General features: G+C 65.0%; 25 protein-coding genes. 20 read left to right on the top strand and 5 right to left on the bottom strand.

Translation table 11 applies throughout. The features are described 5' to 3' along the window. The first annotated feature begins 33 nt into the window (after positions 1–33). The 5 genes from ACKAMS_RS32480 to ACKAMS_RS32500 all read left to right on the top strand — a co-directional run bounded on the left by ACKAMS_RS32480 (position 34) and on the right by ACKAMS_RS32500 (position 4,254). Positions 34–2,793, top strand: coding sequence for an AAA family ATPase (locus ACKAMS_RS32480; protein WP_408990041.1), 2,760 nt, complete (start codon positions 34–36; stop codon positions 2,791–2,793). 4 nt (positions 2,794–2,797) lie between these two features. After that, positions 2,798–3,130 (top strand): hypothetical protein, encoded by a 333-nt coding sequence (locus tag ACKAMS_RS32485; RefSeq protein WP_408990042.1) that lies wholly within the window; start codon positions 2,798–2,800, stop codon positions 3,128–3,130. Between the two features lie 103 nt (positions 3,131–3,233). Further along, complete coding sequence (locus ACKAMS_RS32490) at positions 3,234–3,470, top strand: addiction module protein (RefSeq protein ID WP_024476685.1); 237 nt, start codon at positions 3,234–3,236, stop codon at positions 3,468–3,470. Then, the gene (locus tag ACKAMS_RS32495; RefSeq protein WP_024476684.1) at positions 3,467–3,784 is read left to right on the top strand and encodes a type II toxin-antitoxin system RelE/ParE family toxin; all 318 of its coding nucleotides are present in this window, start codon (positions 3,467–3,469) and stop codon (positions 3,782–3,784) included. The genes ACKAMS_RS32490 and ACKAMS_RS32495 overlap by 4 nt, the downstream gene beginning before the upstream one ends. Continuing rightward, positions 3,781–4,254: a relaxase domain-containing protein gene (locus ACKAMS_RS32500; RefSeq protein ID WP_120298672.1), complete on the top strand. Its 474-nt coding sequence runs from the start codon at positions 3,781–3,783 to the stop codon at positions 4,252–4,254. The genes ACKAMS_RS32495 and ACKAMS_RS32500 overlap by 4 nt, the downstream gene beginning before the upstream one ends. A 154-nt stretch (positions 4,255–4,408) precedes the next feature. Here ACKAMS_RS32500 and ACKAMS_RS32505 read toward each other — a convergent pair whose 3' ends face one another. Genes ACKAMS_RS32505 through ACKAMS_RS32515 form a run of 3 tightly spaced genes read right to left on the bottom strand, consistent with a single transcriptional unit; the run spans position 4,409 to position 6,261 of the window. Further along, positions 4,409–4,603, bottom strand: coding sequence for a hypothetical protein (locus ACKAMS_RS32505; RefSeq protein ID WP_120298671.1), 195 nt, complete (start codon positions 4,601–4,603; stop codon positions 4,409–4,411). Between the two features lie 37 nt (positions 4,604–4,640). Beyond that, entirely contained in the window at positions 4,641–5,501 is an 861-nt protein-coding gene (locus ACKAMS_RS32510; RefSeq protein ID WP_372581641.1) for an aldo/keto reductase, read from the bottom strand. Positions 5,502–5,526: 25 nt separating this feature from the next. Beyond that, positions 5,527–6,261 (bottom strand): class II aldolase/adducin family protein, encoded by a 735-nt coding sequence (locus tag ACKAMS_RS32515; protein ID WP_060958821.1) that lies wholly within the window; start codon positions 6,259–6,261, stop codon positions 5,527–5,529. A gap of 113 nt (positions 6,262–6,374) precedes the next feature. Here ACKAMS_RS32515 and ACKAMS_RS32520 point away from each other — a divergent pair, with 113 nt between their 5' ends. From ACKAMS_RS32520 to ACKAMS_RS32555, 8 genes are all read left to right on the top strand, one after another. Continuing rightward, a complete protein-coding gene (locus ACKAMS_RS32520; protein WP_060958822.1) occupies positions 6,375–7,748 on the top strand; it encodes a Rieske 2Fe-2S domain-containing protein in 1,374 nt (457 codons plus the stop codon). After that, positions 7,745–8,332, top strand: a complete 588-nt coding sequence (locus ACKAMS_RS32525) for a 3-phenylpropionate/cinnamic acid dioxygenase subunit beta (RefSeq protein WP_005054954.1) — start codon at positions 7,745–7,747, stop codon at positions 8,330–8,332. The genes ACKAMS_RS32520 and ACKAMS_RS32525 overlap by 4 nt, the downstream gene beginning before the upstream one ends. After that, positions 8,329–8,655, top strand: coding sequence for a hypothetical protein (locus ACKAMS_RS32530; RefSeq protein WP_005054953.1), 327 nt, complete (start codon positions 8,329–8,331; stop codon positions 8,653–8,655). Before ACKAMS_RS32525 ends, ACKAMS_RS32530 begins: the two co-directional genes overlap by 4 nt. 3 nt (positions 8,656–8,658) lie before the next feature. Continuing rightward, complete coding sequence (locus ACKAMS_RS32535) at positions 8,659–8,856, top strand: ferredoxin (protein WP_005054951.1); 198 nt, start codon at positions 8,659–8,661, stop codon at positions 8,854–8,856. Continuing rightward, positions 8,853–10,064 (top strand): NAD(P)/FAD-dependent oxidoreductase, encoded by a 1,212-nt coding sequence (locus ACKAMS_RS32540; RefSeq protein ID WP_005054949.1) that lies wholly within the window; start codon positions 8,853–8,855, stop codon positions 10,062–10,064. The genes ACKAMS_RS32535 and ACKAMS_RS32540 overlap by 4 nt, the downstream gene beginning before the upstream one ends. A 68-nt stretch (positions 10,065–10,132) precedes the next feature. After that, entirely contained in the window at positions 10,133–10,918 is a 786-nt protein-coding gene (locus ACKAMS_RS32545; RefSeq protein WP_231734901.1) for an IclR family transcriptional regulator, read from the top strand. 161 nt (positions 10,919–11,079) lie between these two features. Next, a complete protein-coding gene (locus tag ACKAMS_RS32550; protein WP_372581640.1) occupies positions 11,080–11,802 on the top strand; it encodes an alpha/beta fold hydrolase in 723 nt (240 codons plus the stop codon). A gap of 16 nt (positions 11,803–11,818) precedes the next feature. Continuing rightward, positions 11,819–12,733: an alpha/beta fold hydrolase gene (locus ACKAMS_RS32555; protein WP_024476680.1), complete on the top strand. Its 915-nt coding sequence runs from the start codon at positions 11,819–11,821 to the stop codon at positions 12,731–12,733. A 180-nt stretch (positions 12,734–12,913) separates the two neighbouring features. On the opposite strand, the gene ACKAMS_RS32560 is transcribed toward ACKAMS_RS32555, so the two are convergent. Further along, positions 12,914–13,036, bottom strand: a complete 123-nt coding sequence (locus ACKAMS_RS32560) for a hypothetical protein (RefSeq protein ID WP_005054939.1) — start codon at positions 13,034–13,036, stop codon at positions 12,914–12,916. Positions 13,037–13,633: 597 nt separating this feature from the next. Between ACKAMS_RS32560 and ACKAMS_RS32565 the strand changes: the two genes are divergently transcribed. Further along, positions 13,634–13,756 carry a hypothetical protein gene (locus ACKAMS_RS32565; protein WP_267189609.1) on the top strand — a complete coding sequence of 41 codons (123 nt, stop codon included), beginning with the start codon at positions 13,634–13,636 and terminating at the stop codon, positions 13,754–13,756. A gap of 14 nt (positions 13,757–13,770) precedes the next feature. Here the strand turns inward: ACKAMS_RS32565 and ACKAMS_RS32570 are convergent, their stop codons facing one another. After that, positions 13,771–14,121: a helix-turn-helix domain-containing protein gene (locus ACKAMS_RS32570; RefSeq protein ID WP_024476679.1), complete on the bottom strand. Its 351-nt coding sequence runs from the start codon at positions 14,119–14,121 to the stop codon at positions 13,771–13,773. 71 nt (positions 14,122–14,192) lie between these two features. Here ACKAMS_RS32570 and ACKAMS_RS32575 point away from each other — a divergent pair, with 71 nt between their 5' ends. From ACKAMS_RS32575 to ACKAMS_RS32600, 6 genes are all read left to right on the top strand, one after another. Further along, positions 14,193–15,200: a zinc-binding alcohol dehydrogenase family protein gene (locus tag ACKAMS_RS32575; protein WP_024476678.1), complete on the top strand. Its 1,008-nt coding sequence runs from the start codon at positions 14,193–14,195 to the stop codon at positions 15,198–15,200. Between the two features lie 35 nt (positions 15,201–15,235). Beyond that, the gene (locus tag ACKAMS_RS32580) at positions 15,236–18,709 is read left to right on the top strand and encodes a hypothetical protein (RefSeq protein WP_372581638.1); all 3,474 of its coding nucleotides are present in this window, start codon (positions 15,236–15,238) and stop codon (positions 18,707–18,709) included. Between the two features lie 122 nt (positions 18,710–18,831). After that, positions 18,832–20,058 carry a PIN domain-containing protein gene (locus ACKAMS_RS32585; protein ID WP_372581637.1) on the top strand — a complete coding sequence of 409 codons (1,227 nt, stop codon included), beginning with the start codon at positions 18,832–18,834 and terminating at the stop codon, positions 20,056–20,058. Next, on the top strand, positions 20,051–20,215 hold the full coding sequence (locus tag ACKAMS_RS32590) for a hypothetical protein (RefSeq protein ID WP_372581636.1): 165 nt from the start codon (positions 20,051–20,053) through the stop codon (positions 20,213–20,215). The genes ACKAMS_RS32585 and ACKAMS_RS32590 overlap by 8 nt, the downstream gene beginning before the upstream one ends. Next, positions 20,212–20,703 (top strand): hypothetical protein, encoded by a 492-nt coding sequence (locus ACKAMS_RS32595; protein WP_372581635.1) that lies wholly within the window; start codon positions 20,212–20,214, stop codon positions 20,701–20,703. Before ACKAMS_RS32590 ends, ACKAMS_RS32595 begins: the two co-directional genes overlap by 4 nt. Positions 20,704–20,748: 45 nt before the next feature. Then, positions 20,749–21,219 (top strand): hypothetical protein, encoded by a 471-nt coding sequence (locus ACKAMS_RS32600; protein ID WP_372581634.1) that lies wholly within the window; start codon positions 20,749–20,751, stop codon positions 21,217–21,219. Positions 21,220–21,290 lie beyond the last annotated feature (71 nt).

The raw sequence follows: 21,290 nt of genomic DNA on the forward strand, positions 1-21,290 counted from the left end.
ATCTCGGGAAGGACTTCCACATGATTACCAAGCTTGAATTCTTGTTCAGAGAATCAGCACTTCCTTGGTCAGCATTCGGTCACGTTGGCGGGGCCGCGCGGCGCGCAGGAGGTGCTGCCGGTCGAGCACATGCAGACCGTCGCGATCACGCACAAGACGAGTCGTGCGGGTGATCCGCACCGGCATATCCATTTCCAGATTGGCACGAGGGTGTGGGCGGGCGGGAAGTGGCGGGCGCTGACCACGGCGGCGTTGTTCCAGCAGCAGGGCGCGATCCGTGCTCTCGGTACGGCGGTGATCGCCGCGCACCCCCAGCTCGCCGCCACGCTCTCCGAGCATGGCCTGACCCTCGACCCCGTAAGCGGTGAGGTTGTGGAGTTGGAGCCGTTCAACGCCGTCATGTCGAAGCGGTCGGCGCAGATCAGACGCAACCTGGAACGCATGGAGGCCGAGTGGCAAGCGAAGCATCCCGGCGAGACGCCCGGCCCGGTGTTGACCGCTCGGATGCAGGACGCGGCGTGGGCGTTCCAGCGGCCCGGCAAGAAACCGGCGGACTTGAAGAACGAGCAGTGGTGGCAGCAGGAACTCCGAGACGCCGGCTACCACCCCGAGAGCTTGCAGCACCCCGACACCGTTGCGCCGGCATCGCTGGATGACCTCAGCGTGCAACAGGTCGCCAGTCGTGCGCTGGATCGCTGCGCGGCGGCTGCATCGACCTGGACACCGCACACCGTGCGAGAGCACGTCACCCGCATCACCACCGAGGCAGGCGTGCAAGCGACCCCGGCGGAGTTGCGCGAGTTCATCGACCTCGCCACCGGACTCGCCGCCTCGGATTGTTTCTCGGTGCTGCCGCCGGGCATGGTGCAACCCGAGCACGTCGCCCACCTCACCAGCCTTGGCGTCGTCGCCGCCGAGACCGCACTCCGCGACCAACTCACCGCCGCGACGCCGGAACGGGAGCCGAAGCACCCCGACGTGACCGACGCTGCGCAAGCCGCCGGACTCGACACCGGGCAGACCGTGGCCGCCGCTGCCGTCGCCTCGACCAACCCGCTCGTGATTGTCGAGGGCGCGGCGGGCGCAGGCAAGACCACCATGCTCGGCGTCGCCATCGAGGTTGCAGCCGAGCACGGGCGATCCTCGCGGGTGGTTGCGCCGACGTTGCGTGCGGCGCAGGTCGCCCACGAAGAACTCGGCGTGCCCGCAACCTCCGTCGCGGCGCTCGTGTATGCGCATGGGTGGCGGTGGAACGAGGACGGCGTATGGACACGCCTCGCACCCGGCGACACCGACCCTGCAACCGGGAACATCTACACCGGCCCACCAAACGACGCCGTGCTGTCGCGGGGTGAGCGGGTGATCGTGGACGAAGCGGGGATGCTCGACCAGGACACCGCCCTCGCTCTGCTGACCGTCACCGCCGAGGCAGGCGCGTCGGTCGCGTTCGTGGGCGACCGGGCGCAGCTCCCGGCGGTCGGGCGCGGCGGGGTGCTCGACATGGCCGCCCAGATTCGTGGCCGTACCTACGACATGACCGAACTCCACAGGTTCACCGATGCCGAGTATGCGGCGTTGACGTTGGTCATGCGTGACCGGGAGCACCCCGGCGACGTGTTCGACCGACTCGCCACGATGGGCCTCGTGACCTTGCATGCCGACGAGGAAGCGGCCCGCGAGCACATCACCGCCCACGCCCACGACGGCGAAGCGATCACCGTCGCCACCAACGACGAGGCCACCGAGCTGAACGAGCACATCCGCGCCGGGCGGGTCGAGCGCGGCGAGGTCGACGACACTATGACGACGACCGGCAGCGACGGGCTGAGCATCGGCGCTGGCGACCTGATCCAGACCCGGAAGAACAGCAGCGACCTCGGCGTGGCAAACCGGCAGCAATGGATCGTGCAGCATGTGACCGACGAGGGCAGCGTCTACGCCCGCGAAGTCAGCGGCGGAGGCAAGCACAGCCGCACCGTCGCCCTCCCCGCCGAGTACGTGAGCGAGTGGGCGCACCTGTCGTATGCCGCGACCGCCTACGGCGTCCAAGGCGCAACCGTCGATGCCTCCCACACGGCCTTGTCGGAGGCGACGAGCGCGGCAGGCGTCTACGTCGGCATGACGAGAGGCCGCCAACAGAACCAACTCCACGTCGTCGCCGCTGATATGGCGGATGCGCGGGCGCGGTTCGTTGAGGCGATGGAACGCGACCCGGCAGACCGTGGCCTCGACCACGCCACCGCCCAAGCCATCGACGCCGTGCAAGGCCTCGTCAGCGATGGCCCCGTGCAGCTCATCACCGAAGAACTCGCCCGCCTCACCGCCGAAGCCGAACGAGCCGAACGTGCGGCGGAACGCTGGGAGCAGACCGCTGCCAGGTTCGACGCCCAGCGCGCAACACACAAGACCGAGGACGACGAGCACGCCGACGTGCTCCGCCACGCCGAGGACGAGGCGGCGCGCATCCGTGCCGAAATCGCGGAACCGTTGACGGTGCAGGCCGAGGCAGACGGCACCACCTATCTCGATGGCTGTCGAGCGCGAGGCCGCCGCAAGCAGCCGACTCGCCACCGTCGGCAGGCTCGGCAGGCGCAAGGCCCGCGCGGAGCACCGCCAGACGAGCGAGCACACCCGGACGGTTCGGGCACGGGTGCGCGAAACATGGGGCGAACCACCCCGCACCACCGACACCCTGCCCGAGTGGGCGGCACGACAGGCCGAGCGTCGCGCCGAGGCCGATCCCCGCGTGATCGACGCCGCCCAGCACGTCGAGGCCGCGCGAGCCGACCGTGACGAGTTGCGGCAGCGGCACGAGCAGGAACGCCGGGCGTTGCTGGTCAGCGAGTACGGGCCGCAGGCGGTGATGCGCCACCGGGTCGGGATGCGACTGCCGAACCCAGCACAGCAAGCAGGACAGGCGCACCAGCAAGCCACCGCGCTCCGAGCCGAGGCCGACTACCTCCGCGCGCTACCGATCCGCGACGCCGCCGCACGGATCGAAACCACCCGCGCCGAGCACGAAGCAAGGCAGCAAGCACTCGCCGAACGCGAACGGCAACTCCGCGAGCCGACCGAACGCGACCCGCGGCGCAACGACCCGCGACATGACGGGCCAGCACGCGGCCTATGAGCATCAGCAGCACGTCGCGTCGGCGTGACGTTCACAGCAGCCCCGCAACCCGAGCCACAGACGCCCAGCGCGATTGTCGGCCGTTCGACGTACACTTGAATACATGACACCCGACACCGCAACTCTGATCCGAGACGGCCTCGCGCTCGACGCCGATCAGCGCGCGGTCGTCGCTAACGCCCTGCTCGAAAGCCTCCATGATGCAGACGACGAGAGCGAGGTCGATGCAGCCTGGCGTGCCGAGGCTACCCGGCGACTGGCCGAGGTGCGTGAGGGTGCGGTCGATCTGGTGGATGCCGACGAGCACTACGAGCGTTTGCGCGCCTTGCTCACCGCATGACCTTGGCCCAGCGAGAGCACCCCGAGGCCGTCGCGGAGTTCGACGCCGCCGTGCGCTGGTACGAAGACCAGGAGCCAGGGATCGGCCTTGCGCTCATCGACCGAGCAAGGCAAGCCCGGAAAGACCTCGACCAATGGCCGAACGCCGCCCCACCATTCACGACCGCTGACGATGGCACCGTGATCCGCAGCAAGGCCGTTCGCGGATACCCGTACCGCATCGTCTACACGGTGGAGCCGGACACGATCCTGATCCTCGCCTACGCCCACGAGCGCCGCGAACCCGGCTACTGGCTCCACCGGCTGAACGACTGAACAGCACGCCGCCGGGCTCATGGCTCGGATCGGGTCTCGCGTACATTTCTGGCGCCGTCGAACCCGGTGGTGAGGTCAGCGAGGAGCAGCTCCGCCGTCTCATGGGGCACGGCCAGGACCCCAACACGAGCGAACAGTTGGGTCGTCCGTACCGCCGATTCGCAAGCACTGCCGAGCGAGTTGCCCGTCGGCTTGAGAAGCTTCCCGAGACCCTCGCTCCCGCTGATAGGGGTGCACAGGTGGCGTTGATCGAGGCGGAAGAGGCAGGGAAACCGACGGGTGTGTTCGGCGAAGTCGGTGAGGCGGGCGAGGTTCTGTCGGGTCTTGACGGCGAGGTAGCGGCCGTTGACTTTCCGGTCTTCGTTGATCTCAAGCAGGGCTTCGGCGGCATGCTGGCGGACGTAGGGGTCTTCGGCGTCGTCGGCGGCGATCTGTGGCCCAGACTTCGCGAATTCGGGCAGGGGTACTAAAGCCCACCCCCTGTTCCCGATCGGGCACACTGCAGAACTTACTCTCTCCCTCGCCGCCATCTGCAGTGCACGCGACTTCGCGATGGTTTGGACGCGGCTGTCGAGCGAGCCGAAGGTGAGGCGAGCAAGGCAGATCGCGCCTACGTTCGAGCCATCACCTTCGCCGCCGGTCAGTTGCTTCGCGCAGTCGCCGAAGTCCACCGGGCAAGCCTGGCGAGCCGTATTCGTCGGCGGTCTCGAGGCAGCGGTCGTGTGTGCAGCGCATGATGGCGGAGAGCCGGTCCTGCGTGTAGTCGAATGTCCAGGAGCCGCGCGAGGCGTTCTGCTGCGTCTCCAGAGCGCGCTGAATTTACCAGATCGGTGACGATTTTGGTGTTCTTGGTGGACTAATGACCGTTCTCGGGCAGGTCAGAGTCCCGCGCGGCGGCTTCGCCGTTGTCGAGGGACGCAAGCGTGGCCATCTGGTCGGTGCTAAGGCGGAAGTCGAAGACCGAGAGGTTCTCGACCAGGCGTTTGGGGTCTGACGATCTCGGCACCGGCACGAGGCCCTGCTGCACGTGCCAGCGGAGCACCACCTGTGCCGCCGTTCGTCCGACGTCCGCCGCGATCTGCACGATCGTCGGGTTCTCCCGCAGCTCGGGCCCGCGGCCGAGCGGGCTCCAGCTCTCGGTCACGATACCGAGCACCTCGTGCGCGCGTCGAGGAACGGTACGGGCGATGTCGGGGCTGAGCTGGATCTGGTTCACGTCGGGCACGACCCCGGTCGCGTCGATGATGGAGGCGAGGTGGGCCGGTTTGAAGTTGGAGACGCCGATGGCTTTGACCCGCCCCTCCTCCAACAGCTTGACGAGACCCTTCCAGGCGTTGACGTAACGGCCTTGAGCCGGGACCGGCCAGTGGCAGAGGAAGAGGTCGAGGTAGTCCACCCCGAGCCGCTCGAGACTATCGTCGTAGGCGCGCTGGACGCCGTCGACGCTGTGCGACTCCTTGTTGAACTTGCTGGTGATGAAGATCTCGTGGCGGGGCAGCCCGGAGTCATGGATCCCCCGCCCGACGGCGACCTCGTTGCTGTACTTGAATGAGGTGTCGATGAGCCGATAGCCGCTCTCGATGGCGACGCGCACGACCTCCTGGCATTCATCGCCGACCATCGGCCAGGTGCCGAGGCCGAGTGACGGGATTCGGTGGCCGTGCAGGAGGGGGAGCAGGGGCGCTGGGGGCGCAGGTTCGAGCTCTTCTGTAGTCATCGGTCGGTGGTCCTATCGTTGGTCGCTATCGGATGCCGAGGCCGGCGTGTTCGAGGTCGGCGAGATGGAATCGCCAGACGTGCTGTTCGTTGAAGGCCGGTCCGAGATCGGGCAGATCGTCGAGGTCGGCCGGCGCCACAGCGGCCGGCGTCACACCAGCCTGAAGGACCTGCAGCTGGATGCGAGCGAGGGCGTCGACGTTGATCGCGTTGATGACGGCGGATTCGACACTCGATCCTGTCGCCGTGAGCCCGTGGCCACGGAGTAGGCAGACCGGGCGATCGCCGAGGGCGTCGACCATGGCGCTGCCGAGCGCGTCCGAGCGGATCAAGACCGACCGGGCAAAAGTGGGGATGCCCGCCAGAGCCATTCGCATCGCCGGGATGTTGTAGGCACCCACCACGCCCAGAAGAGGGACACCGATCAGCGTCAATGCGACGACGGCTGGCGGGTGGGCGTGCACGACCGCGCTCACATCCGGGCGTGCGCGGAGGGTGGCGAGATGCAATGGCAGCTCGTTCGGCGCCGAGTATCCGTCGGGCAGCTCGGTACTCCCATCGAGGCGGACCAGGTGGATGTCGTCGGGCTGCGTGAACTTCAGCCCGCGTTCTTCGCGGCCTCTGCAGCGCACGAGCAGGGAGTCTTCGCCCACTCGAAGGCTGATGTGCCCCAGGATGTCGTCCACGAGCCCTCGCAGAGCGAGGATGCGGCATCCCTCGGCGACGAGCAGCCGTTCCTCTGAGTAGTCGGTCACCTGCATTCCGTGCTTCTCCAATCGATCCGGTGGTCGTTCTCCAATTGACCGCTTCCGCACATCAGAGTACATTTCTGCTAGACAGATAACAATCCATACTTCGACGGAGCGTTCAAGATATGACAGACCACACGATCTACGACGATGTCAGACGCGGCATGATCCCTGCCCACATCTACAACGACGAAGAGATCTTCGCGCTCGAGCGGGAGCGCTTGTTCAGTCGCGCGTGGATCTTCGTGGGTCACGAATCAGAGATCCCTCAGCCCGGCGACTACGTGGTGCGGCGAGTGCTCGACGACTCGTTCATCGTGGTGCGCGACGAGAGTGGCTCCGTCAAGGCGATGTTCAACATGTGCCTGCACCGAGGAATGCAGGTGTGCCGGGCGGAAATGGGCAACGCCTCGCACTTCCGCTGCCCGTATCACGGCTGGTCGTACCGCAACGACGGACGAATCGTGGGGCTGCCGTTCCACGAAGAGGCGTACGGTGGCGAGGCTGGCTTCAATCGCAAGGGAGCCCGCCTGCTTCCGGCGCCGAGCCTCGACAGCTACAACGGGTTGATCTTCATCAGCATGGATCCGGATGCGCCACCGCTGATCGACTACCTCGGCGATTTCGCTTTCTATCTCGACTACTACACGAAGCAGAGCTCCTCGGGCATCGAGCTCCGCGGCCCGCAGCGCTGGCGGGTGAAGGCGAACTGGAAGATCGGCGCAGAGAACTTCGCCGGCGACATGTACCACACGCCACAGACCCACACCTCGGTGGTCGAGATCGGCCTCTTCCGCGAACCGAAGGCGGAGAAGCGTAAAGACGGCAACACGTACTGGGCGGGCAACGGCGGAGGCACGACCTACAAGCTTCCGGAGGGAACGCTCGAGGAGCGGCTGCGCTACGTGGGCTACCCCGACGAGATGATCGACCGGATGAAGGAGGTCTGGTCCCAGGACCAGCTCAATGTGATCGGCGAGAACGGCTTCATGATCTCGGCGGCCTCGATCTTCCCGAACATGAGCTTCGTGCACAACTGGCCGAAGGTGGAAGACGGCGACGACGTGCTCCCGTTCATCTCGATCCGTACCTGGCAGCCGATCAGCGAGAACGAGACCGAGGTGCTTTCCTGGTTCGCCGTCGACGCAGCGGCACCGGAGGAGTTCAAGGCTCTGTCGTACAAGGCGTACCTGATGTGCTTCGGCAGCACGGGGATGTTCGAGCAGGACGATGTGGAGAACTGGGTGTCCCTTACGAACACCGCGAAAGGGAATATGGCGCGGCGCTTGCTGCTGAACAGCCGGATGGGCGTGCTGAAAGACGGCAGATTCGTCGTGGAGCCGCTCGGACCGGACGCGTTCTCTGGCCCGGGCGTGGCCCACGTCGGTTACGGAGAGTACAACCAGCGGCATCTGCTCGAGCGCTGGGCGGACTACCTCGAGACGGAGCCGACCGCGCTGATCATCTCGTCGGTGGGGATGCCGGAGGGGCTGTCATGACCGAGGCGCGCTGGGTTCGACTGAAAGAGTCGCCGCTCGGAGCACATACGACCAAAGCCACGCGGGTGGGGAGTTCGTTGTCGTTCTCGGACGGCCTGCATCTGGAGACGCACAGGTGGCTCGTCGAAGAGGCATACATCCTCGACGAGCAGCGGTACGAGGACTGGCTCGACCTCATCGCCGACGATGTGCACTACATCATGCCCGTGCAGGTCACTACCGCGCTCGGCGCCGGGTACTCGACGTCTCCGGGCATGGCGCATTGGGACGAGAACAAGTACTCCCTGAGCCGGCGGGTCGCCCGCTTCCTCACGGAACACGCCTGGACAGAGGATCCGCCCTCCCGGCTCCGTCACTTCGTCACGAACGTGCGCACCTTCGAGAGCGACGTCCCGGGCGAGGTCGTCGTCGATTCTGCGGTGCTTCTTTTCCGCAGTCGCGGCGACGTGCACGAGCCCGCGGTGATCTCGGCCGGCCGCGAAGACGTTCTGCGACGTGTCGGCGGCGGGTTGCAGCTCGCACGCCGAACCATCACGGTCGACGAGTCGGTCTTGCGCACACAGAATCTGGCGATCTTCCTATGAAACTCGAATGGGAAGGCGAAGAGGACGACCGCATCGCGGCCATCGCAGCAGCAGACGAACGTCAGCGGCTCGAAGACCAGCGGGTAGGGGCTCCGATCTCGATCGCCAATGAGTTCTCGGAGATCCGGGTATCTCGCGTGGAGACACGCAACGGCTCCCGGCTCCTGATCGAGTCGCCGCGATCCGGGCAGTGGGTCGCTCTCGATCCGCTCGAGCTCGAGGCGCTGACCTGGCAGACTACGGCGACGTTCTCCGCCATGATCGCCCAACCGTTCGCACCGATGTTCCCTGAGATAACGCCTGAAGAAGCAGGAGAGGAGTGACACATGCCTGTCGTGAAAGCGGATCTCGGGCTCTGTCAGGGCTACGCCAACTGCATCATGGCCGCGGGAGACTATTTCGATCTCGATGACGACGGCGTCGTGATCCTGCTCAGAACAGAGGTCGACGAGGCCGACCGGAAACGGGTCACCGAGGCGGCGAACAGCTGCCCGGTTTCCGCGCTCCGGGTGGAAGACGAATGACGACAGCGATTGTCGGTGCGTCGATCGCGGGGGTACGGGCCGCGCAGGCGCTTCGGGCAGAGGGGTATCGCGGAGACGTTGTGCTCATCGGCTCCGAGCCCGTGCTGCCCTACGACAAGCCGCCGCTGTCGAAGGGATACCTCGTCGGTGCAGGTGCAGCCGAGGTCACGCTCCTCACGGCGGCGGAGGCGCTCGAGCTTAACATCGACCTTCGTCTCGGTGTGCCGGCGGTAGGTCTGGACCGTGCGTTGTCGGAGCTCCGGCTGGCGAATGGACGGCGGGTCGGCTTCGATGACCTCGTGGTGGCGACCGGCGTCCGCGCGCGGCCGTCGCCGTGGGGTGAAGGCGAGGGAATCCATGTGCTGCGGACACTCGACGACGCAGACCGGCTGCGCGCCGAGCTAGTTCCCGATCGCAGGATCATCGTCATCGGAGCGGGCTTCATCGGCGCCGAGGTCGCCGCGACCGCTCTTGGGCTCGGAGTCGATGTCACCCTGGTCTCGGCGACACGCGACCTGATGTCACGCCGGCTCGGTGACGAGATTGGCGCCCTCTTCTCGCAGAAGCACTCCCGGCATGGCGTACATGCGGTTCTCGGACGGACGGTCGCGCAGATCGACGGTGCGAAGGGAGACTTCCGCGTGCTCCTGGATGACGGTTCCGAGCTCCACGGTGATGTCGTCGTCATCGGCATCGGGGCAGTGCCGAACGTCGAATGGCTCGAGGACTCAGGGCTCGAGATCGACGACGGTCTCGTCTGCGACGAATTCCTCACGGCACTCGGCGCCCCGGAAATCCATGCGATCGGCGATGTTGCGCGGTGGCGGCATCCGGTTCGCGGCGATCTCACCCGTCTTGAGCACTGGACGAATGCGGTCGACCAGGCGCGCTGTGTCGCGCACAACATCGCTCATCCCGACGACCGACGCTCATATCTGCCTGTCGAGTATGTCTGGAGTGACCAGTTCAACTGGAAGCTGCACATCGTCGGTCGCACGACGGCAGTCAACCCCGAGATGGTGACGGACCCTCGAACACCCGACCGGATCGCGTCTCTGTACTCTCAGAATGGTCTGTCATTCGACGGGGCAGTGGTACTGAATTGGCCCCGCGCTCTCGTCGAAGTCCGCCGGTCCATCGCAGCGGGATCGTCGCTTTCCGACGTTCGTGTACGACTGGGCCGGCTGCTCGAATCGGCGTCCGGATAGACCTGGACGGGATCGCCTTGCCCTTGATGGCGGCCCTGAGGGCCGGCAGGAACGATACAGTTTCTGTTGTGCAGAGAAATAGAGCAGCCGACGGAGTCGATGCGGCTCCGCAATACCCGATCGAGTCGGTCGACAATGCCCTGAAACTCCTGCTCCTGCTCGGTGAGAAGAACGAACTTCGACTGACGGACGCCAGCAAGCACCTGGGTGTCGCGACCTCAACGGCGCATCGCATCCTCGCGATGCTTCAATGGCGAGGATTCGTGCGGCAAGACCCGCGAACGAAGACATACGGGCCAGGGCCGTCGTTGACCACGATCGCCTTCTCGGTGCTGAGAAAGATGGACATCCCGCAGATCGTGCAACCGATCCTCGAGGAACTCAGCCACCAAGCCGGCGAGACGGTTCACCTCGGCACGCTCGACGGCAACTCCACTCGCTTTCTCGCAGTCTCGGAACCGACGACGGCGGTGCGAGTCGCTTCACGGTTGGGCAAGGAGATGCCGGCCCATTGCACCTCCACGGGAAAGGTTCTCCTGGCGCAGCTCCCGCGAGAACAATTGGACCGTCTCTACCCCGACGAGCAACTCTCACAGGTGACTCCGCAGTCGATCCGTACCAAGACCGAGCTCCTCGCACAACTGGATCTTGTCGCGAAGCAGGGCTATGCAACGAACCGGGAGGAGAGCGAGGAGGGCGTGGCCTCGGTGGCCGTGGCCGTTCCCTCGGCGAGCGGGCTGCGGTTGGCGATCAACGCATCTGCCCCGGTGTTCCGCTTGCCTCCCCGCAAGGTGAAGACCCTCGTCGCACTCCTCGATGAGGCAGCCGTACGTCTGGCCGACCTGACCTCCTGAAGGCTCGTCGTCTCTTTCCCCTGCGACCTGGTGCAGGGGTCGTTCGGCGCGTTCTGAAGAGAGCTCGAGCCATGCTTGACTGTTGGCGCCGCGCAAGCTATTGTCTCTTCTAGTTAGAAACAAGTTCTGCTCAGCAGATAAATATGCGAAGAGGATGATCAATGCAGATCGTACTGGTGCACGGCGGATGGCAAGGCGGCTGGGCGTGGGACGGCGTCGCCGACGAATTGCGCAGAATGGGGCACGAGGTGATCGCGCCGACGCTGCGCGGTCTCGAAGACGGTGACGTGGACCGCTCCGGCGTCACGATGAGCATGATGGCGCGCGATCTGATCGATCAGGTAAGAGAGCTCACCCAGCTCGACATCGTGCTCGTCGGTCATAGCGGCGGAGGTCCGCTCATCCAACTCGTCGCTGAGGCGATGCCCGAGCGCATCGGCCGGGTCGTCTTCGTCGACGCCTGGGTGCTGCGCGACGGCGAGACCATTAACGACGTGCTCCCCGATCCGTTGGTCGCAGCGATGAAGGCGCTTGCGAGTCAGTCCGACGACAACACCATCGTCATGCCGCCTGAGCTCTGGGCCGCGTCTATGCAGGACATGTCCCCGTTCGAGCAGCAGCAGCTCGCCGCGCTCGAGCCGAGGCTCGTCCCAACGCCGGCAGGCTGGTCCAATGAGCCGATCCGCCTCGACCAGTTCTGGGCGAGCAGCATCCCGTCAAGTTATGTGTTCCTCGCTCAGGACCAGGCCGTTCCCGCTGAGATCTACCAGGCCGCGGCCGGGCGGCTTGATAGTCCGCGCACGATCGAGATCGACGGAAGCCATTTGGTGATGCTCACGCATCCGGAGAGGCTCGCACGGGCCCTCGACGCCGTCATTGCCTAACAGGCCTGGGGAAGCTATGGATTCGATTTCACGCCCAGACGACGTCGCGCCGATCTCGTACACCGAACTGGCGCCGTCGGGTGCGCCTGCTCGGTGGATCGTCCTCGTGCACGGGGGTGGTGTCTCGAAGGAGTGCTATCTCGAGACGCCCGACGGCCGACAGGGCTGGGCGGCACGATTGGTATCGCTTGGCTACGGTGTGCTGGTGGTGGACTGGCTGGGGTTGTCCTATGAGGCGGCCCAACACGTCGATGATCGTGCGGCGTCTGCGCGGCTGGACTATGAGAGCGTGTGCCGAGGGATGGGCGTGTTCCTCTCTGGTCTCGGCCGGAACGTCGTGCTGGTCGTGCACTCGATGGCAGGTCCGATTGGCTTCCGCCTCCTAGAGACGCATGGCGATCTCATCGACGGGCTCGTAGCCGTCGCTCCGGGCCCGCCTGGAAATGTACAGGCGGTGCCCGAGATCGTGAGGGAGTCCGACCAGGAGGTCTCCATCCGTGGAGCGGCCATCGACTGGACCATCCCGAAGATGGGTTTCTGGGAACCCACAAGCGCCTTCGTGAACGACAAGGCCATCGGACCCAGCCGGCGGTTCCCCCGCGAGTGCATCGAGGTGTTCCGCCGCACCCTTCGGCCGATCCCGGCCCGGATGCTTTATCAGCGTCAGAACATCGGTGGGAGCCAAATGAGGATCGGGCCGACCGACGCGTTCACGAACAAGCCGATTCTCGTCTTCACGGGTGGAGCCGATACCGACCACCCCTCGCAGCTGGATCAGGACATCGTGGCCTGGCTCACCGATCAGGGCGCCGCCGTCACCTTCTGGTCGTCCGAACTGCCTGTTCTCGCTGGGAACGGCCACATGCTGATGGTCGAAGACAATAGCGACGAGCTCGCTGACGAGATCGCGCGGTGGATCACGGCGCTCTGACTCGCCACCGTATCGTCCCGGCCATTATTTCAGCCGACCCGACGTCCCCAACAGCGGAGGAGAACGCCAGTCGTTTCCTTCGTGTCACTCGAGGGAACGCTGTGCCAGCTCGTTGCCGACTACGACTTGGTCGATCGGGCCCTTGCTCGAACTCCTCATTTCATACGTCTGGCGATGGACTCAAGGGAGATGTTCGCCGACGGCCGCGTGCAACTCCAGGTCATCGGTGGACAGCTGAGGCGTCTGCCACGACGCATCGAGACGATCGGTTCGCAGCTCGAACGGAACGTTCGGGCTGAGCATAAGGATGTTCCGAGACCTCCAGGAACGCGGATGGATCGGTTCGTTGGTCGGGGAGCTGACGACCACCCTGGTTGGCGTGGCGCTTATCGTCGCTGCGGTGCTACTTTCGGTCTCGGGGGGTGGCCCCCAGCTCGCCCCGACGTCGCACTCCTACCGTTCCTAGGGGCGGGGTGGTCGGCCTCGCGGGCAGGCTCCTCGTGCTGAGGCCGCTGCGCACCTCCTTGATGCGCACCACGCTGATCGCCGGATCCTGGCAAACTATCCCGCGACGCGAATTCGCAGGGGGTGTCGGCGCGACTTTCGATCGACGTACAGTGCCGTCCGTTAACAAACGATCGGTTCGTGCGACCGAACTGTCGAACGCCTGTGCATCGCTGCGGCGAGTTCCTCATGGCGCAGTACCTGGGTTTCGCTTCCGGAAGAAGATTTCACGAACCCCAGCGACACGGTGTTGCGGTGACGTTCGACGAAAGAGAAGAAGGATGGCCCGGCGAATCCCAATCGCGCGAAGTCTCGCCTTCGAAATGACAGAAGCGCTCCTGTGCTCGCGCGTCGGTTACTTCGCACCTTCTAGGTGTGACGTTATCAATTAGGGTGATGACGACCGGTGACGGGTACCGGTACCTGCTGAACTCTGTCGTGTCCGGTGACGGCGACCGCGACGCCTCGTCTGTGTTGACGCGGTATTACGCGGAGGCCGGGACTCCTGGCTCGATGTAGCGCCGAGGGGGTCGCTACTGGTCGGTTCCGACGTTGTGTTCAACCCAGTCGCGCAGATGCTTCAACGGGGCGGCTGCGCTGTGTCCGAGGTCAGTAAGTTCGTACTCCACGCGAGCGGGAACCTCGGGGTAGACGGTGCGAGTGAGCAGGCCGTGGTCTTCGAGACGCTTGAGGGTCTGGGACAGCACCTTGGGGCTGACGCCTTCCAAGCGTCGTTTGAGTTGCCCGTTGCGTTGCGGCCCGTCTTCGAGCGCACCGATGGCCAGGGCGCTCCACTTGTTGGCGAGCAGGTCGAGCATGTCGCGGCACGGACACATGGCCGCGTACACGTCGTTCCGGTCGCACTCATCCACGGTCTGACTCATACGTTCATGGTATCCGATGGGTACTAGGTTGCCTTGACGGTAACCAGTAGGTCTGGGGAACCATAATTGGCATGACGGCTACGACTGCGATCGGATACGAGAAGAACCTCCCCGCCACCGACCCCGAGGCGCTGACCGCCCGCGAGGTCGAGGTGCCCGAACTTGGACCGCATGACTTGTTGGTCGAGGTCGAGGCGGTCTCGGTGAACCCGGTCGATGTGAAACTGCGGGAAGGCGCTCCTGCGAACGGGTTCAAGGTGCTCGGCTTCGACGCCGCCGGTACGGTGCGCGAGGTCGGCTCAGCGGTGACGCTGTTCGCTCCGGGTGACGAGGTGTACTACGCGGGCAGCATCGACCGGCCAGGTACGAACCAGCGCCTGCATGTTGTGGATGAGCGGATTACGGGGCGCAAGCCGCAGGTGCTGTCGTTTGCCGACGCTGCTGCGCTGCCGCTGACGGCGATCACCGCCTGGGAGACCCTGTTCGAGCGGCTCGCCCTTACCGAGGACTCGACCGGCACCCTGCTGGTGATCGGCGCGACCGGCGGAGTCGGATCGATCATGCTGGCACTGGCCGACGCGCTCCTGCCGAACGTCACCGTGATCGCCACCGCCTCCGACGATGAACGCTCCGCCTGGGTGCGCAACCTGGGCGCGGAGCATGTGGTGAACCACCGCGACGACCTGGCTGAGCAGGTGCTCGCCGTCGCGCAGGATGGCGTGGACTGGCTGTTCACCGCGCATTCCGCGGGGCAGATCGAAACCTATGCGCGGATCGTTCGAGCGTTCGGGCATATTGTCGCCATTGACGACGGTCCGCGCGACGTGTTCCCGCTCAAGGGCAAGAGCATCGCTTGGCACTGGGAACTGATGTTCACCCGCCCGCTCAGGCAGACCCCGGACATGATTGAACAGCACCAGCTCCTGAACACTGTCGCTGACCTTGTAGATCAGGGCCGCATCCGCACCACGGCCACAACGACACTCGCGCCGATCTCACCGACCACACTCCGCGAGGCGCACGAGTTGGTCGAGAACGGCCGCACAGTCGGCAAGGTCACCGTCCACAGATGGGAGTAGACTGAAACCGCGCGCACGCGCATGTTCACAGGCGAGTGCGTTTGCAGAACCTCGGCTACGCCGGAACCGTGCACTCCGCGCAGGGCTCGACCGCAGACACCTGCCACGTCGTGGCCACCGGCGACGAAACCCGCCAGCTCGCCTACGTCGGACTCACCCGCGGCAAGCAAGCCAACCACCTGTACTTGGCGACCGCGTCGGACGGCGACCTGCACACCGCGATGACCGAACGCGGAATGCTTCCCCCGACCGCGGTCGACGACCTCCGCGAGATTCTGCGGCGCGACGGCGCACAGGTCTCAGCGCACTCGACCCTCGCCGAAGCCGACGATCCGCACCTCAATCTCTCGCCGGCGGCGCGGGCCTACGACTACTCGGTGGCCACCGGCTCCGAAGTGCACCTCGGCCCGGAGGTGATGGCCGCGATCGACGTCGCCGCCGAAGAAGAAGCACCGGGTCTGACCGACGAGCCCGCGTGGCCGACCCTGCGCGGACACTTGGCGATCCTCGGTGCACACGGACGCGATCCCGTCGAGGCCCTGCGCAGTGCTGTCCGCTCTCGCGAACTCGATACCGCCCTCGACCGCGCCGCAGTTCTCGACTGGCGTCTGGACCCCAGCGGCAAGCATTCCTCCGCCCCCGGGCCGCTGCCGTGGCTACCCGCCATCCCGACAGCTGTACACGATCTGCCCGAATGGGGTGCTTACCTCGACGCCCGCCAGGAACTGGTGACGGCGCACTGCGCACGCATCGCCGCCGACGTCGCCACGTGGACACCGACGACTGCACCGGTGTGGGCGCGCCCGCTGCTCACCGACGAACCCGACCTCGAACTGCTCACCGATCTCGCGGTGTTCCGCGCCGCACACGACGTCGACCCGGCCGATCGCCGCCCGACCGGACCCGAGCAGCTCGCCGCCGCATCTGTGAAAGCGCAACGCAGCCTCGACCGCCGCGCCGCCGAGATGATCGACACCGGAAACGATGCCGTCGCCCGATGGCGTCCGTTCGTCGACGAACTCGACACCCACATCGCCCGCGACCCGTACTTCCCGATCCTCGCCGACCGACTCTCCGCCGCCGCACGCGCCGGAATCGAAGTCCACACCCTCGTCCGCGACTCCCTCGCCACGTCGCCGCTACCCGACGAGCTGCCCGCTGCCGCACTGTGGTGGCGACTGTCCGGTGAACTCTCCGTCGCCGCGCTCGACGCGGACACAGACGGCGCGGTCCTCGAACCATCGTGGGCACCGGTACTGACCGAACTGCTCGGCTACACCGCCGCCGTCCGCGTGATGTCCGATGCAGCGTGGCCCTCGCTCGTGGCGACCGTCGACGACGCCGACCCGACCCTGTGGACCCCGGGACAGTTGCTCGGGACCGCGTACGAGTTCCTGCACGGCGGCATCGACCCGGTCGATCACGGTGTCACCCTGCCCGCCCACGAACTCGCCACCGCCCTGACGTGGCGGGCCGAGATGCTCGTGCGCGAGAACCACCTCGCCCGCAGCTACACCCCACCCACCGCCGAACCACTCTCGATCGAGGACGAAGAAGCCGTCCCCGTCGTCGACGAGGCGGTCTCCGACACCGTCGGCGGTGAGCTGCCCGACGAGTTCGTCATCCCGGCACCACTACCGACCCAGGCTGCTGCGACCGACACCGTCGTCGACGGCTCGACTCCTGCGATCCCGGTCGACGCCGACGCCGACTACCTCGCCTCCCTTGACGCGCTCGACGCCCCCGTCGACTACGACCAAGCGCCACCCCCGGAATACGACAGCGGCTACGACCAGCCGCCACCGGAGTACGACGACGAGTACACCGGGGTCGAACACGAGGCCGGCGCACCATTCGACATCGATGCCGCCGACACGATCGGCTCCGCCGACGCCGAGGCCGATGTGTGGGACGCGTTGCGCTCGCAGATCGAGACGATCGAGCTGCCGTACCCGACGGTCACCACCGACGAACGAGTCCGCCTGCTCACTGCAGATCTCGACGACGCGAAAACTAGGTACCGGGAGCTGCGTGGCCGGATTTCCGACGGCACCAGCCCCGCACAGTTCCATGCCCGCACGATGCTCGCCGAGCTGCAGGAGCGAGCCGATCGGCAACGCCCCGCCCGCATTGCCATGCTCGACACCCGTCAGGAGTGGACCGATCGCGAGTTCGAGGCCGAAGCGCTCTGGCATCACATCGACACCGTCATCCGGCCCGCCGTTGCCGCCGACGTCGCGGCTGCCGGGGACGACGATGATGCACGCGCCCTCGCGCAGCGCGGCCTCGACTGGGAGATCTGGCGCGCCGGATTCGTCGACGACACCGCGACCGCCGCCCGCACCCGCGCGCACGACGCCGCCGCCGAGTACGAGCGGGTCACCTCCGCCGACGGGGGAGAAGTCACCGCCGTCGACGTCACCACCGCACGCCTGGCGGCCGAGAGCATCGACCTCGCCGCGCTCGCCGAGCTCAAGGCCGACGTCGACCGCACCGAGGCGATGCTGTGGCGGGCAGAACAGGCAGCTAAGCGTGCAGCGATGACCAACACCCCATCGACACGGGTGCAGTCGGCCGGCGAGGTCGTCGACGCACCAGCAGCCGACACAGTCGAACAGCTCGAGCACGGAACGCCGGCCCCGACCGAGCTGTCGGTGGAGGACAACAACGAGAGTGCGCCGGAGCCGCAACCGGTGCTCTCTCCAGCCGATGCCGCTCTGCTCGCGAAGATGAAGACGGACCCGATCCGGCTCGTCCCGGACGCGGAACTGACTGCGTTCGTCGACCGCGCCGGACGCGACCGCACCGAACCCACCGTCGTCGCCGACACTGAGAAGCTGTACGCCAGGCTCGACGAGCAAGCCGCTGCGATCGCAGCAGCGCGCGAGATCGCCGCAGAACTACGTCGCGTCACCGCACAGTACGAGGCCGCACGCAGCGAACACGCGACGCTCTCCGAGCAGCTGTCGACTGCGAAGAGACGTGAGCGCAAGAGCATCGAACCGGCCGTCGACGATGCACGATTGCGGGAAGAACGCCTCGCCCGCCAGGTCCAAGACACCCAGCGTGCCGCCCGCGACGCAGCCGGCCGTGTCCAAGCAGAGATGGATGAGTGGCCCGCGATCGTGCAGCGCGCGACCGATCCGGATCGGCGCTCCGTTGATCTCGTCGCCGCGACCGTGTTCGATACCGCTATCACTGAACATGCTCGACGCCGCCGGCAGAAGCTCACGGCACCCCAACGTGCTGTATCCGAACGGGCCCTGCGCGCCTTCTCTTCGACCAGGCCGGCGTCTATTGATGCGCCGTCCATCGTGGGCATCACCGATAGTCCGCAGGCGGACCGCGTGCTGTCAGAGAACGAACATGACGATGCCGCGCGCGCCCGCTCGCTCGCATCTACAGGGGCCACGGTGACCAAACGTGCGACGACAACAGCAAACAGTCGTAGATCGCCTCTCCCAGATCTCGACGTAAGTCGAGAACACGATCTCGATCGCGGACTCTGATTTCGGTGAGATAGTCGGTTAGGCCCAGGCGACAGCAGAACGCCGATGCGAATCGGCTCCACCGAACGCAGTTTTGGCTGTTTGTCCCGAACGAGCCGCCTCAAAGCGGCACGATGGTCGGTATGGGGACTTCGTCGACTGTGTTCGTGTTCGACACCAACATTTTGCTCGGTGCCCCTGATCTGGCCGATGTCCCGTGGAGACGGACGTTTCTGGTCGCCGAATTCGGACCGCTGAGCGTCGTCGTACCTGAGGTCGTTGTCCAGGAGTTCGGTCGACGCCGATGGGCAGATGCTAGGAGCATGGCAGTCGACGGAGCAAGGCTGTGGGGGCAGGCCTTGCGGAAGCTAGGCGGTGCCGCGATCCCGCTTCCAACGGGACTCCCTACCGTCAAAGAGCTGAGAGCTGCCGTGAGTGCGATGTCGTGGCAGGACTTCGCGAAAGACCTGCGCGATCGTCTGATCGACGAGGGGGCAGAGATAGCGGCGATCTCGTCGACCCTCGACCACGCCACGTTGGTGGAGTGGTCTCTTGGAGAGCATCCTCCGTTCGATCAAACGGACAAGGGATATCGAGATGCTCTAATTTGGGCAACGGTCCTCGACGTGGCGCGCTCTGCCGCAGCGGGTACAGAAGTTGTCTTTGTAACCCAAGACAAGGACTACCGCGGAACCGGAGAACACTCGGATGCCTTGCACCCCAGTTTGGCGAGTGAAGTCGCGGCCATAACTTCGAATCCAGTGCGCATCGCCAAAACGATCGACGACGCAATGACGATGACCCGGTTGGACACAGTGCACGACGAACTCACTGACGAGTCGATCGAGATCCCCGAATTGAACGACGTGCTCTCCAACGCCCTCTCCGGAGAGGCCGACAACATGTGGGGGATGGAGCTGACGACCCAAACCCAGGACGGAGAACGAACGCCGCTCTACGGGTTCGAGTTCGACAGCGACCTCGAGTCGCCGATCACCATCAACGATGTCAGCCTCAACCTCGACAGTATGACCTACGAGGTGCACGAGAAGTTCGAGGACGGAACCGAAATCGGCGAAGTACACGTGGACGCGAGCATCGGGTACGAGGGCTACATGCACAAAAGCGACTACGCCGGGTCGCAAGCCCAATGGACTGTCCTAGACGGCGACCACAACGACCACTACATGATCGTGGGCGACGAGCTTGAAGCGGAGCTGATCTTCCATTTCGTGGTCGATCTCGACGAAGTCGAAGCCTTGGACCTGCAAGACATAGTGCCAGTAGGGGAGGCCGAGTCAATGCGAGAAAGGCCCGCAAATACGACACCGAGAATCGGTGGTAATGAGGAGGAGCAGGAAGATGAGTGATATCCCAGTGAACGACGATGCAGAAGACCCTCCAGCGAAAAAAGAGAAGCCTAAACCCGAAAACGACAAAATGCCAGCGCCCGATAATTCATGGCTCAAGACCGAAGGAATTCACAAGAAGTATGACGGCGATGAAGAGGAACGACTCGAAAAATGAGTAGTAACCAGGGGGAAGAGTATGCCAACTACATAAAGGCGGCATTAGAGGCCGAGTACAAGCGCAGGGACGACTTCAACGCGCGGTCTGCGTCAGTGATAACTAGCGCAGGGGGCCTGGTCACATTAACTGTAGCTGTCCTCGCCTTCTTTCTGGGTAAGGACTACCGGCTGGACGGAGCGGAACGCGTCTGGATGATTATTGCCTTCGTTCTGTTTCTTTCATGCGCGGTCCTCGGCGTGGTAGCGGGCAATCGTAGTCCGAAGTATCAGGTCGCAGACGCCGATAGCTTGAAAGCAATGATCACCACCCAGTGGGTTCAGAGTGAAGTCGACGCGCGGAATGCGGTTGCCGAAGCAAACATTGCTGCGATAGTCAGTCTCAGGACCGGCAACAACGAAAAATACTGTGTCTTGCTCGCAGCCGTCATTTCGCAAATCGCGGCAATCGCGGCATTGGCGATCAGTGCCCTGCTCGCGTTGACCTAGACCCCGCGTCATCGCCCTTTCTCTTCATCGGGAACGCTGGAATGCATGACAGTGCTTGACATGTGGATCTCGACGACAACCCCTGACATTGCGTTCGGTCAAGATGGGCCCGGTGAGCAGTGGCAGAAAGTCGGAACGGTCGATACCTCCCAGGAGGCTGACTTCGGCAAACACATCCAAAGGCTGGAGGGTCATCGTGCAACGGCACCGAGGATCTCAGGCTTCTACCTCAGCGGAGATCCAGAAAGCATGTGGGTTCAGGCCTCCGAACAGGACCCGAGGAATCAACAGCCATTCTGGTTCGCTATCGACCGATGGGGTTCGATGCGGTCCGTCGTCCACGGGGCCCGCGAGACCTACCTGGTCAGTAATGAGAAGGCGAGAGCTACCGCATCGCTGGAACGCCGACGCCCGTCGCCCCACCCGGGCCTGGTCGTCCGTCCGCGCTACATCGGCATTGCCGTCACCCACACCAGGAACGGATTGCTTACGCGTCGTCGCGACGATGACACGTAACCACTTCGGTCTATCCGTCAAGAAATCTTGACGAATAGACCGAAACGGTTGAACGCGCCCTAAATGCTCAG

Source organism: Rhodococcus sp. 5A-K4, assembly GCF_046097995.1.
Classification (GTDB): domain Bacteria; phylum Actinomycetota; class Actinomycetes; order Mycobacteriales; family Mycobacteriaceae; genus Rhodococcus_F; species Rhodococcus_F erythropolis.

Bases quoted from the DNA above. Each gene is read 5' to 3' on its own strand.
- ACKAMS_RS32490 (WP_024476685.1), top strand. From the start codon at position 3,234: ATGACACCCGACACCGCAACTCTGATCCGAGACGGCCTCGCGCTCGAC.
- ACKAMS_RS32495 (WP_024476684.1), top strand. From the start codon at position 3,467: ATGACCTTGGCCCAGCGAGAGCACCCCGAGGCCGTCGCGGAGTTCGAC.
- ACKAMS_RS32510 (WP_372581641.1), bottom strand. From the start codon at position 5,501: ATGACTACAGAAGAGCTCGAACCTGCGCCCCCAGCGCCCCTGCTCCCC.
- ACKAMS_RS32515 (WP_060958821.1), bottom strand. From the start codon at position 6,261: ATGCAGGTGACCGACTACTCAGAGGAACGGCTGCTCGTCGCCGAGGGA.
- ACKAMS_RS32520 (WP_060958822.1), top strand. From the start codon at position 6,375: ATGACAGACCACACGATCTACGACGATGTCAGACGCGGCATGATCCCT.
- ACKAMS_RS32525 (WP_005054954.1), top strand. From the start codon at position 7,745: ATGACCGAGGCGCGCTGGGTTCGACTGAAAGAGTCGCCGCTCGGAGCA.
- ACKAMS_RS32530 (WP_005054953.1), top strand. From the start codon at position 8,329: ATGAAACTCGAATGGGAAGGCGAAGAGGACGACCGCATCGCGGCCATC.
- ACKAMS_RS32535 (WP_005054951.1), top strand. From the start codon at position 8,659: ATGCCTGTCGTGAAAGCGGATCTCGGGCTCTGTCAGGGCTACGCCAAC.
- ACKAMS_RS32540 (WP_005054949.1), top strand. From the start codon at position 8,853: ATGACGACAGCGATTGTCGGTGCGTCGATCGCGGGGGTACGGGCCGCG.
- ACKAMS_RS32550 (WP_372581640.1), top strand. From the start codon at position 11,080: ATGCAGATCGTACTGGTGCACGGCGGATGGCAAGGCGGCTGGGCGTGG.
- ACKAMS_RS32555 (WP_024476680.1), top strand. From the start codon at position 11,819: ATGGATTCGATTTCACGCCCAGACGACGTCGCGCCGATCTCGTACACC.
- ACKAMS_RS32560 (WP_005054939.1), bottom strand. From the start codon at position 13,036: ATGCTCAGCCCGAACGTTCCGTTCGAGCTGCGAACCGATCGTCTCGAT.
- ACKAMS_RS32565 (WP_267189609.1), top strand. From the start codon at position 13,634: ATGACGACCGGTGACGGGTACCGGTACCTGCTGAACTCTGTCGTGTCC.
- ACKAMS_RS32570 (WP_024476679.1), bottom strand. From the start codon at position 14,121: ATGAGTCAGACCGTGGATGAGTGCGACCGGAACGACGTGTACGCGGCC.
- ACKAMS_RS32575 (WP_024476678.1), top strand. From the start codon at position 14,193: ATGACGGCTACGACTGCGATCGGATACGAGAAGAACCTCCCCGCCACC.
- ACKAMS_RS32585 (WP_372581637.1), top strand. From the start codon at position 18,832: ATGGGGACTTCGTCGACTGTGTTCGTGTTCGACACCAACATTTTGCTC.
- ACKAMS_RS32590 (WP_372581636.1), top strand. From the start codon at position 20,051: ATGAGTGATATCCCAGTGAACGACGATGCAGAAGACCCTCCAGCGAAA.
- ACKAMS_RS32595 (WP_372581635.1), top strand. From the start codon at position 20,212: ATGAGTAGTAACCAGGGGGAAGAGTATGCCAACTACATAAAGGCGGCA.
- ACKAMS_RS32600 (WP_372581634.1), top strand. From the start codon at position 20,749: ATGACAGTGCTTGACATGTGGATCTCGACGACAACCCCTGACATTGCG.